The organism is Lysinibacillus sp. fkY74-1 (assembly GCF_053165895.1).
On sequence record NZ_CP170173.1, the window covers coordinates 3,138,569 to 3,149,907 of the forward strand.

Genomic DNA, 11,339 nt, shown 5'->3' on the forward strand with positions numbered 1-11,339 from the left:
TACTAATAGGAGTAGCCAAGCCGACTTGTGAGCTGCTAAGGAAGCGACAAGTACAGCAAGCGCTAGAAAAATCCATTTTTGCCTTAAAGCTTTATACCGAATAGTGCACTCACCTTCTGTTCATACGGAAGCAATTTTTCGGATGGCAGTCCGTTCTCGCGAAGCTCATGAAGCATCTCTGTATATAAGGCTAGCTTTTCATCTCGTAGAAAATCGATTTTTCGTTCATCAAATGGTACATGAACGACTGTCACGCCTGCTTTTTCAAATAATTCCTGAGCATATGGATTATTTTTATAGTCAGTTGCATAATAAACTCGCTCAATGCCTGCTTGAATAATAGATTTGGTACAAGGGAGACATGGGAAGTGTGTCACGTATAAATCAGCACCTTTTGTTGGTGTACCGTATTTAGCACACTGTAGTAAAGCATTCATTTCAGCATGCACTGTACGGACACAATGGTTGTCCACCACATAGCAGCCATTTTCGATACAATGCTCATCACCAGTAATAGACCCATTATAGCCCCCTGCTATGATCCTCTTATCACGAACAACAGTTGCTCCTACTGCTAGTCTTGTACAAGTACTACGCAATGCGAGTAAATGGCTTTGTGCCATAAAAAATTGATCCCAAGTAATTCGCTCCATATGACTACCTCCAAAATTTTGCCTTACAAGTTTTCGATCTTGTTGCTTTTCTACTATAGTGTAGCTCTTTTGGAAAAGCGGCGTCAATATCTCATAAGCTATTAGCTTTACTTAACGGTAATAGAATCCTTTATTTTTTCAAATGTTTTATCACCTATACCATTAATATTTCTTACATCATCAATGGTTTGAAAGCGTCCTTTTTCCTCCCGATAACTAAGAATACTATGAGCTTTTGAAGGGCCGATTCCTGGTAATGTTGCAAGAGTCTCCGCATCAGCGGTATTGACATTAATCTTCTGACTCTTATTCTGGCTTTCCAAAGGTAACATAAGTAGATTACTAGATATATCTTCAAGCTGTTCTCCCTTGATGGGAATATAAATCACCATTTCATCCTGAACTTTTTGCGCATGATTAACAAGTTGCGTATCCGCATTCTCAATATAACCACCTGCAAGCTGAATAGCATCGAAAATACGCTTGTCTGGTTGAAGCTCATAAACGCCCGGATACATAACAGCACCCTTTATATCAACAAATACCTGCTGTTGAACCGCTTCCTCAGCAGTAGATTCCATGGGAATCGTTTCTTCAATAGGTTGGATGGTTTCGATGAGCTCTTCTTGGGGTCGTGAAGAGTCAGAACTCGATAAAGAGAAGTAAAAAAATAGTCCACTTATTATTAGTACGCCGGGGATTAGCATACTCTTTTTGTACTTTTGCCATAAAGATTGCAACATAGTACCATCCTTTCAATGCAAAAGGTCATCATATGGAGGTACATTCATCATACACTAACATCCATAGATTGCAAACCTGAAAGCGGGAACGAAAAGCTCCCAAGTAATCGGTTAATTTGACTGCACTTATCCACCATTCCGCGGCCTCAAAAAAATCCACACTGCCAATCAGCAGTGTGGTGCTTGCCATATTTATTTTACCGCACGGATAAAAATGCGTTCACTTTCATATTCTGGTGCTTCGTTTGTAAAATCTGCTGTTACTACCACATCACTAAAGCCGATAGCGCGAAGCCAATTCATATATTGTTCGATAGGATACGTACGTTGAATATGCTCCTCATCAAACCGTTCATATAAATCACTCTTTGTATCACGCACATAAAAGGTCATTTGATGAATAATGGAATGCTCGAATTCTCCTGGCTCTGTATGCCATACATAACTAATATCACCATTGTCATACGTAAATGGACCATCCAAAAAGATTTCCGTCATTTTAAATAGTGAATGGACATCAAAAAAAAGTTGGCCTCCATCACGTAATGCATGATAAATCCGTTCTAATGTTGTAAAGACTGCTTGCTCCTCTACAACATAATTCAGAGAATCTATGGCAATTGTGACCACATCTACTGCCTCAAAGCCATCTAGTTCGTCCATGGACATACAATAAAACGGAGCCTCGTATCCTGCACCAGTAAAACGTTCAGTCGCAATGGAAAGCATTTCTTCTGATAAATCAACACCGCTGACTTTGTAGCCAGCCTGTGCAAATAACAAGCTAAGTACACCTGTGCCACACCCAATATCTAATAGTTTTTTGTATTGGTTGCTAGGTGCATGCTGTACAATCCAATCTACATAAAGATTGTAAGGAATATCCGTTTGTAACTCATCATAGACATGGGCGAAGCGTTCGTAACTACTCACTTAGGCCTCTGGCATGTCTAATTGTGGTGCATCGCCCCATAGACGCTCTAAATTATAATAAGCACGCTCATCTTTATGGAATACGTGTGCTACTACATCTCCTAAGTCTACTAGAACCCAACGAGCACCATCAAAACCTTCGACACGGCGAATTTCATAGCCATCTTTTTCAGCTACATCCTGCAATTCGCGTGCAATGGCTTGCACCTGACGATCTGAGTTACCATGTGCAATGATAAAGTAATCTGCTAAAAGGGAAATTCCTTGCATATTTAAAACGACAATATCCTCACCATGTTTGTCGTCAATCGCTTTGTAAGCTGCTTGTAATAAAGTTGAAGTCATCCTTCACTATCCTCTCTGTTCATCATATCGTTATAACATTCTATTGATAACGGATAAATAGGCTGCTTTGTGTCGATTAAAAATGCCAATGTATGACGGACACATGCACTCATGGCCTTATCCAAATTTTTTTGCGCTTTTTTGCGCAGACGTTCCACACCATCAAATTGACGATTCGGTTCAATCATATCTGCGACAAAAATGATTTTTTCTAAACGACTCATATTAGGTCGCCCTGTTGTATGAAAACGAATAGCATTCAAAAGCTCATCATCTTTGATCCCGAATTCACTTTCTGCAATATATGCACCGACTGGGCCATGAAGTAGTTCACTGCCCCAGCCAATGAGTCGTGCATCTAACTTTTCCGTTCGGACGATGTTCTCCATCCACTCTATATCTGCATATTTTGCTATATCATGAAGGATTGCAGCTATTTCAGCCTTTTTCTCATCCTCGCCGTACTTTCGTGCTAGATTGATGGCCGTTTCCATAACACCGATTGTATGAATATAACGTTTTTCCGGCATTCTGGGCTTAATCGCCGCTAAATACTGTTCGCGTTCCATAAAGACCTTCCTCTCGTATGAACGTCTCTACCGCTTCTGGTAGTAAAAGTGTCACCGTTCCTCCAGTCGCCAGGCGTTCACGAATCAGTGTGGACGATAAATCGATTTGAGGCACCTCCACCATGCATATAGGGTACTCTGTAATGGCTGCTGTTCCTGGACGTTTCACACCAACAAATTGGACAAGTTCTACTAGGTCATCTATACAATGCCATGTATGTAGCGAATCAATCATATCGCCACCGATGATAAAGTAAAATTTGACAGTAGGTTCCTTCCTACATAATGCAGAAAGTGTCTCATAGGAATAGGATACGCCACCCTTGTCTACCTCATACGACTCCACTGAAAAATAAGGGAACGGGCGAATGGCACGCTTCACCATTTCAAGTCGTTCCACATTACTAGCATCAAATCGTGCATGCTTATGTGGTGGTATGGCATTCGGCATAAAGCGTATTTCATCGAGTTGCAATGCATGAAATACCTCATTCGCCATTAATAAATGCCCCATATGAGGAGGATTAAACGTGCCTCCAAGTAAACCGACCCTTTTCATCGTCTCACCTTATTTCGTTGCTTTTGGTAATACAATCTTTTTTTGATTGCGTGATTCTTTATATAAAACAACTGTCAGGCCGATTAATTGGACAAGCTCTGCATGTGCACCTTTTGCAAGTGCCTCTGCCACTTCATGTTTGTCCTCCTCACAATTATCTAAAATACGGACTTTAATTAGTTCACGTACTTCTAATGCCTCACGAATTTGTTTAGTCATTTCATCATTTACGCCACCTTTTCCCACTTGGAATATTGGTGATAAATGGTGTGCTTCAGCACGTAAAAAACGTTTTTGTTTACCTGTTAACATAAAAATTAGTTTCCTCCTAATTGCGCATTTAGCTGCACAATCATTGAATTTGTATTTGGATAGTTGCCTAACCAGTGCTCAAAAGCAATGGCTCCTTGATGCACAAACATCCCTAAGCCTGTCACAATTGTTGCCCCTTTTTCTTCAGCCGCTTGTAAAAAAGGCGTCATTAATGGATTATACACAATATCCGCAACAATTGCTCCTTTGGCAAGACGATTTAAGGAAAATGGCATTGAAAAATTGCCTGTAGCAAGGCCTGCCGAAGTCATTTGCACTATAATGCTGAAATGAGCTAATGTTTCTTCCGCTTCCTTTAATGAAATTGCACGGCCAATCCCCATTTCATCCACAATTGCTTGGGCATTGGCTACGGTACGATTGGTCATGGTCAAATCACTGTAGCCTTGCTGCTGAATGGCAAAGGCTATACCTCGGGCAGCGCCACCTGCGCCAACAAGTAACACAGGCTTGTCTTTATGAGACGAACCTACTGCTTCTTCTAGTGAACGCACAAAGCCAACACCATCTGTATTATAGCCTATCAGCTTTCCTTCTGTAGTTCGTACTACTGTGTTCACTGCTCCCATTTTTTGCGCCAACTCATCTAGCTCATCTAAATAGGGAATGATTGCTGTTTTATGAGGAATTGTTACATTCCAGCCACTTGCCCCTAAAGTTTTTAAGCCAGCAACTGCTGCTCCCAATTGCTCAGAAGACACATGTAGCGGAATATATGTTGCCTCTACGGACATTTCCTCAAACCAAGCATTGTGCATGGCTGGTGATTTTGAATGTTCAATTGGATCACCAATAACTGCAAACCACTTCTTCATTTCCTAGTCCCTCTTCTCTTCTCCATCCTTCACCCTCTATATAAGTGATGGACGTATCGAAACTTGTACACCTTTAGGCGCGTATGCTGCTACTACGACATTGGCATGCTGTACAGTAATCCAGCCTAGTCCAGAAAATACAACATCAGTTTTAGCTTCTTTAATGGAGAACTCATGACGAACTAAAGGCGGAAGTTGGTCAATAAACTCCGCAGTTGGCGGTGCCAAAAGGTCTCCCTTATGTTCTGTATACAGCGTATCTGCCTTCTCAAGCTTAGTTCGGTGAATTGGTAAGTCATTTGCCACATGGATTGTAAAGGCAGAACGGTCCCCTTGAATAAAATCAAATCTTGCCAATGCCCCAATAAACAAGGTTTGTCCCGCATTTTGTTGGTAGACCTTCGGCTTGATCTCTTTTTTTGGCATAATATATTTTAATTCACTTGAATCAATATGATGGGCCATTTGGTGATGATTAATAATACCAGGCGTATCAAATAATGCACTTCCATCATCCAAAGGAATTTCAATCATATCTAAAGTAGTACCTGGGAAATGGGATGTAGTAATAACTTCACCTTCCCCTGTTGCCTGCTTAATAATGCGGTTGATGAATGTGGATTTTCCGACATTGGTACAGCCCACCACATAGACATTTTGTCCTTGGCGATATTCATCAATGGCTTCCATTGCTTCAGCCATTCCCTTACCTTTATGTGCACTTACTAACAACACATCAACAGGCTGAAGCCCCAACGCTTTTGCTTCACGTTTTAACCAATTAATAACTTTTTTCGGTTTCACCGATTTCGGTAATAAATCAGCTTTATTAGCTATCAACAGCACAGGATTCTTCCCTACAAAACGGTGTAGGCCAGGTAGCCAGCTTCCATTAAAATCAAAAATATCAACAATTTTCACGATTAAGCCTTGCTGTGTACCAAGGCCATTTAAAATACGTAAAAAGTCGTCATCTGTTAATGACACTGGTTGAATTTCATTGTAATTTTTCAAACGGAAGCAACGTTGGCAAATGACCACATCCTTTTCTAGTGATGATGGGGGTGCATACCCAACTGCTGTTTTATCTTCTGTTTGAATTGTTGTACCACAGCCAATACAATTTGGCATTTCAATCATTCTTGTTCCTCCCAAGTTATAATTCCTTTTCGTTTCAAATCATTAAACACTCGACGTTCAATGAATCGATTCAATTTTGTTACTAACCCATCAGATTGTGCGACAGGTTTGACTAGCACGGTATGCAAGCCTAAGCGGTTCGCACCCATTACATCTGTAAGGAGCTGATCCCCTACCATTACTACTTCATTAGGGCGTAAGCCTAATTGAATAAGGGCATTATAAAAAGCATTTCGCAATGGTTTTTTTGCCTTATGAATGTATGGAATACCTAAAGGCTCTGCGAAACGTTTAACACGTGCCTCCTTGTTATTCGACGCAATAATAACACGAATACCGGATTCCTTCATGATGCGCAGCCAAATGATTAGTTCTTCTGTTGCATCCTCACGATCCCATTCCACAAGGGTATTATCTAGATCGGTAATGATCCCTCTTATCCCTAATTCTTGAAGTTTTTCAGGTGTAATTTCGAAAATATTCGTCACAAATTCGTTTGGTAATAAAAAATTATACAAAATAGCGACCCCTAATCTTAACGTATTATTCGACCATTATAGCATATTTGCAAAGGCTTCACCCATTCGAATTGGGTTGCCCTGTACAACATTTTCCGTAAACTCAATCGCATCCTTTTCAAACAGCATTACCACTGTCGAACCAAAGGAGAAATAGCCAACTTCCTGCCCTTTATACCAGTTTATTGTCCTGTTTGTGAGCACTATTGAATTTACGAAGGTCGCCCCCACTTTTATAAACGCCACTTGCTGATTATGGGCTGTTTTCAACTCTGTTACTAAACGGTAATTGTGGGAAATTGGCTTTTTACCGTATGTAAGGCCTATTTGATTCACAGGATAAGATTTCTGACCAAGCGTATACTGTCTTAGTACTTCTCCATCAATTGGACTGTGAATACGATGATAATCAGCAGGGCTTAAATAAAAAACAATAAAATGGCCGTCTGCATAGTTGGCAGCTCGCTCCGAATTACCAAGTAAATCTTCTAGTGCATAGGGCTTACCCTTTACAAGAAATGTCATATCCCATTCAATTCTTCCAAAGGATTCTACCTTGGCATCTACAGGACTTACATACACCATCGGATTTTTTTCAATCGGGCGTGCATCTTGTAAAAGCTCTCTTGTAAAAAAATCGTGTAAACTTGCAAATTGTTGTTGTTTTTTTGAAACTTCTTCAAGGTTTATATCGTATAACTTCATGTAGCTTGGAATTATACGTTTACTCCACTTGGCTTTCGCAATAGCTTGCAAAAGGTGAGAGGACTGCTTACCATTCGTTAGTTCTATCAAGCGTTGATATAGTTTTTCTTTCATCAGTAAAACCCCTATCCATTAATTTAGACTGTCAATTTTTTCGCATTCGAAGTATAATGGTACAATATCTTAAGTGCAAAGGAGTGATCCCCCTTGTTTTTTTATCACAAGTTGGTGGATACCACGGTTAAGAAAATGAAATCGCACGCAGCTAACTTCATTACAATTAGTAATATGTCCTTTGGAGGCGCGGCTATTATGGCCACTTTACATGAATACTATAGCTATAGTGTCTTGTTTATCTTTATTGCAGCTCTTCTTGATCGCTATGATGGTAAGGTAGCTAGAGCACTCGGACAAGTGTCTGAGTTAGGTAAACAATTAGATTCTATGAGTGATATTATATCATTTGGCGTGGCGCCTGCATTATTAATGTACGAAGTTGTTCTAGTTGATTTTGGTTTTGCCGGCATGATGATGGCCGTCCTGTTTATCGTTTGTGGTGCGATGCGATTAGCCCGCTTTAATATTAGTGAAGCAAATGGCTATTTCACAGGTTTACCTATTACAGCTGCTGGTACGTTCTTAACTTTAACGTATTTTGTAGCCACTACGTTCCATCCGGCCTTTTATCTTTTCCTTTTCCCAATTTTAGCTTTACTCATGATTAGTACATTTACGTTAAAAAAAGTGTAACAGCACAATTGCTGTTGCACTTTTTTCATTTCCCACAGCTTTGAAACATATACTGTCGAAAAATGGGGAAAGGATGAAATCATTCAATGAGCGGAATTTTTACATCAATGTTGCAGTTATGGCTTGAGATCCCAGCGTTACTTGGCTACTTAAAGGGGCAAACATTCCATAAACCCTTTTCAAAAGAAGAGGAAGCTGCTTGTATTGAACGATTTTTAGGTGGCGATGAGCAAGCACGCCTGGACCTAATAGAACGCAATATGAGGCTCGTCGCGCACGTCGTAAAAAAATTCCATCCAAAACATGAACAACTTGATGATTATATTTCCATTGGGACAATCGGGCTAATGAAGGCGGTAGAAAGCTATACCCCGGACAAAAAAACAAGACTTGCCACATATGCAGCTCGATGTATTGAAAATGAAATTTTAATGCATCTACGCACACAGAAAAAAGTGCAGAAAGACGTTTCCTTATTTGAGCCGATCGGAACAGATAAAGATGGCAATGCGCTTCAAATTCGAGATTTACTCCAATGTGATGAAGAAAGTGCAACCGAGAAAATCGAACATAAAGAACATGTGGCACAGCTATATCATTATTTGCATATGCTTGATGAACGCGAACTAGAAATTGTGACGCTTCGCTATGGATTAAATCAACAAGATGCCCTTACGCAAAAGGAAATTGCAGCTCGGCTAAATATTTCTCGAAGCTATGTATCTCGGATTGAAAAACGGGCACTCATTAAACTCTATCAATTATACAAACGAGACCAAAAGTCAATTGAGTAATATATTGTAAAATGTTCACTAGAAAAATTCAATGCATGTTTGCCGGAGAATGTGCCGATTCTATGGCATAAAAAAGTTCCTTTGCGATATAGCTAATGTCGCAAAGGAACTTTTTATACTCTATGAATGTGCTGATTCTGAAAGTTCTGCCGTAATCAATGTACCTATTAAAGTAGTGATAATCACTACACCTACTGTTAATACGAGCATCATGAATGCCTCCCATTCTATTATGAAGAGATTTATTACAGCTAGTGTAGCATTTATACCATTCATTCACTGTGATTTTTCTCACATAAGCAATAACACATTTTGACCGTTTTGTGTATTAAAGTGAGGCAATTGCTTTTAAGACAACTTGTGTCGAATGTTTTGCAGCAACTGGTAAAAACTCATCAAAGCTAATATTCGACTCTTTTCCTGCTATATCTGATAAAGCACGAATTACTACAAAAGGTGTGGCAAATTGATAACAAACTTGTGCAACCGCAGCCGCTTCCATTTCTACCGCCTTCATTTGAGGGAAATGATGACGAACAGCTTCTACACGCTCAGGATCATTCATAAATGCATCCCCAGAGCAAATTAAACCAATCCCATATTGATGCTCTCCAACTGCCTTAACAGCTTCCTCCGCTACTTTCATTAATCGTTCATCTGATTTATAAGCTGCTGGCATACCAGCCATTTGTCCAATTTCATAACCAAAAATTGTGACATCCACATCATGGTGACGAACTTCATCGGAAATGACTACAGCTCCCACCTCAAGGGCTTCATCATAACCACCAGCAGAGCCTGTATTAATAACAACATCCGGCTTAAACTCATGCAAAAGAATGGTAGTGGACATAGCTGCATTGACTTTACCAATACCACTTTTTAATAACACAACTTCCTTGCCTTCATAGGTTCCTGTTGTATATTCACTGCCTGCTATTGTTGTACGTTGTGCATTGTTTAAAGATGCTCGTAGTAATTCTACTTCCTCTTCCATTGCCCCAATTACTGCAATTTTCATGTAATGTTACTTCCCTTCTTTATCAACTCTATTAAAAATAATCAAAAGTGTGATTTTCGTCAATAGGCACCTTCTAAAGTATTCAGCTGCTCAAGCTTTACAGGTAACCATCCTTCATTGTCCACCCATTCCATACTTACACGGTACATCTGTGATTTATCTTTTGTTGACACTGTGGCTATTGAAGAATTAGGACCACCATTATTTTGCATACGCCAAATAATCATATTGTCTTGGTCGATACCCGTTACACCAGAAACAGTTGCTACCTTTTCAGACCAGTCTACTGATGAAGAATCGTAGGAAGACACATGTTGGCCTGTTTGAGTAGTAGCTGTTGGCTGCCAATTTTTATTTGTTATAACTTTCTCTACGTTTGGATTATCTGAAGTGGATTCTTCTGGTGTACCTTGATCCTGCTGCATTTCTTCAGGCTCTGATACATCCTCTTCCTCTGAAGCTTTATCTTCCTCTACAGCCAAATCCTTTTCATCCTCTTTCACAGGCTCTTTATCTACTTCTTTGTTGTCGTCTTTTTCCTCTTGAGCTGGTTCATCTTTCACTGTTTGTTCTGCATCATCTTGCCATTTAAACACATAAGTTGCTGTGATAATAATTAGTACAACCACTACACCAATTAAAACATTCAATAGTTTATCTAGCTTTTTATTACGAGATGGCTGCAAATGACGACTACTACGAGTTTGTCGTTCACTCATATTTCCTCCCCCTCTCTAGCAAATATTCTATCAAGTTCGGCAGTACTTGCAAAATAATTATACTCATTAATTTACTTCGTGGCACTTCAGCTCGAAAAATAAAAGCAGCTAGCCTCTCTAAATTAGAAAGACCAACTGCTTGTCCACTTACATTTTATTTAATTGAAACAATCTTAACTTTCATTTCACCACCAGGAGTTTGAACGGCTACTTCTTCGCCTTCAGCACGGCCAAGTAAGCCCTTGGCAATTGGTGATTCGTTGGAAATACGGAATTCCATTGGATCTGCTTCAGCCGAACCTACAATTGTATAAGATTCTTCTTCAGTTGATGGTTTCCCATTAATAATTTCTACAAATGTAACCGTTTTCCCAAGTGATACAACGCTGTTATCAGTTTCATCCTCAGAAATAATCACTGCATTACGGATCATTGATTTTAAAGTTGAAATACGCCCTTCTAAAAAGGCTTGTTCTTCTTTTGCTGAATCGTATTCAGCGTTCTCAGAAAGATCACCAAAATCACGAGCTATTTTTATACGTTCCACGATTTCTTTACGTGTTTCTGTTTCTAATTTCACTAATTCTTCTTCTAATTTACGTTTTCCCTCAGCTGTCATAGGGTACTGTTTTTCATTTGCCAAAGTCCTTCACTCCTTGTTTCTTCAATATAAAAACATAAAACTCGATTAAATGCTTGCAAGGTGCATTTAATCGAATTTTATTATTTTTAAACGTTTTTC

16 protein-coding genes are annotated in these 11,339 nt (G+C 39.5%); 2 read left to right on the top strand and 14 right to left on the bottom strand.

Going from position 1 to position 11,339, the window contains the following annotated elements:
• Window positions 1–83: 83 nt before the first annotated feature.
• From ACE1MS_RS15405 to ACE1MS_RS15455, 11 genes are all read right to left on the bottom strand, one after another.
• On the bottom strand, window positions 84–653 hold the full coding sequence (locus tag ACE1MS_RS15405) for a ComE operon protein 2 (protein WP_012295370.1): 570 nt from the start codon (window positions 651–653) through the stop codon (window positions 84–86).
• 107 nt (window positions 654–760) lie between these two features.
• Window positions 761–1,396, bottom strand: a complete 636-nt coding sequence (locus ACE1MS_RS15410; protein WP_031419224.1) for a helix-hairpin-helix domain-containing protein — start codon at window positions 1,394–1,396, stop codon at window positions 761–763.
• A 192-nt stretch (window positions 1,397–1,588) separates the two neighbouring features.
• A complete protein-coding gene (locus tag ACE1MS_RS15415) occupies window positions 1,589–2,329 on the bottom strand; it encodes a class I SAM-dependent DNA methyltransferase (RefSeq protein WP_031419225.1) in 741 nt (246 codons plus the stop codon).
• Entirely contained in the window at window positions 2,330–2,674 is a 345-nt protein-coding gene (gene rsfS / locus ACE1MS_RS15420) for a ribosome silencing factor (protein WP_008180916.1), read from the bottom strand.
• Entirely contained in the window at window positions 2,671–3,243 is a 573-nt protein-coding gene (gene yqeK / locus ACE1MS_RS15425; protein ID WP_031419226.1) for a bis(5'-nucleosyl)-tetraphosphatase (symmetrical) YqeK, read from the bottom strand. Before yqeK ends, rsfS begins: the two co-directional genes overlap by 4 nt.
• The gene (locus ACE1MS_RS15430; protein ID WP_012295375.1) at window positions 3,212–3,802 is read right to left on the bottom strand and encodes a nicotinate-nucleotide adenylyltransferase; all 591 of its coding nucleotides are present in this window, start codon (window positions 3,800–3,802) and stop codon (window positions 3,212–3,214) included. The genes yqeK and ACE1MS_RS15430 overlap by 32 nt, the downstream gene beginning before the upstream one ends.
• A gap of 9 nt (window positions 3,803–3,811) precedes the next feature.
• Complete coding sequence (yhbY, locus tag ACE1MS_RS15435; RefSeq protein ID WP_008180921.1) at window positions 3,812–4,114, bottom strand: ribosome assembly RNA-binding protein YhbY; 303 nt, start codon at window positions 4,112–4,114, stop codon at window positions 3,812–3,814.
• A 5-nt stretch (window positions 4,115–4,119) separates the two neighbouring features.
• Entirely contained in the window at window positions 4,120–4,950 is an 831-nt protein-coding gene (gene aroE / locus ACE1MS_RS15440) for a shikimate dehydrogenase (protein WP_447402463.1), read from the bottom strand.
• Between the two features lie 36 nt (window positions 4,951–4,986).
• Window positions 4,987–6,090, bottom strand: coding sequence for a ribosome biogenesis GTPase YqeH (yqeH, locus tag ACE1MS_RS15445; protein ID WP_012295377.1), 1,104 nt, complete (start codon window positions 6,088–6,090; stop codon window positions 4,987–4,989).
• Window positions 6,087–6,608, bottom strand: a complete 522-nt coding sequence (locus ACE1MS_RS15450) for a YqeG family HAD IIIA-type phosphatase (RefSeq protein ID WP_008180927.1) — start codon at window positions 6,606–6,608, stop codon at window positions 6,087–6,089. Before ACE1MS_RS15450 ends, yqeH begins: the two co-directional genes overlap by 4 nt.
• A gap of 36 nt (window positions 6,609–6,644) precedes the next feature.
• Complete coding sequence (locus ACE1MS_RS15455; RefSeq protein ID WP_031419229.1) at window positions 6,645–7,427, bottom strand: phosphatidylserine decarboxylase; 783 nt, start codon at window positions 7,425–7,427, stop codon at window positions 6,645–6,647.
• Between the two features lie 135 nt (window positions 7,428–7,562).
• On the opposite strand from ACE1MS_RS15455, the gene pssA reads away from it, so the two are divergent.
• Complete coding sequence (gene pssA / locus ACE1MS_RS15460) at window positions 7,563–8,063, top strand: CDP-diacylglycerol--serine O-phosphatidyltransferase (protein WP_051563351.1); 501 nt, start codon at window positions 7,563–7,565, stop codon at window positions 8,061–8,063.
• Between the two features lie 86 nt (window positions 8,064–8,149).
• Window positions 8,150–8,857 (top strand): RNA polymerase sporulation sigma factor SigK, encoded by a 708-nt coding sequence (gene sigK / locus ACE1MS_RS15465; RefSeq protein ID WP_008180932.1) that lies wholly within the window; start codon window positions 8,150–8,152, stop codon window positions 8,855–8,857.
• 328 nt (window positions 8,858–9,185) lie between these two features.
• Here sigK and mtnN read toward each other — a convergent pair whose 3' ends face one another.
• The 3 genes from mtnN to greA all read right to left on the bottom strand — a co-directional run bounded on the left by mtnN (window position 9,186) and on the right by greA (window position 11,240).
• Window positions 9,186–9,878 (bottom strand): 5'-methylthioadenosine/S-adenosylhomocysteine nucleosidase, encoded by a 693-nt coding sequence (gene mtnN, locus ACE1MS_RS15470; protein ID WP_012295382.1) that lies wholly within the window; start codon window positions 9,876–9,878, stop codon window positions 9,186–9,188.
• A gap of 59 nt (window positions 9,879–9,937) precedes the next feature.
• Complete coding sequence (locus ACE1MS_RS15475; RefSeq protein WP_197149847.1) at window positions 9,938–10,597, bottom strand: YrrS family protein; 660 nt, start codon at window positions 10,595–10,597, stop codon at window positions 9,938–9,940.
• Window positions 10,598–10,751: 154 nt separating this feature from the next.
• Complete coding sequence (gene greA, locus ACE1MS_RS15480) at window positions 10,752–11,240, bottom strand: transcription elongation factor GreA (RefSeq protein WP_031419233.1); 489 nt, start codon at window positions 11,238–11,240, stop codon at window positions 10,752–10,754.
• Window positions 11,241–11,339: the final 99 nt, after the last annotated feature.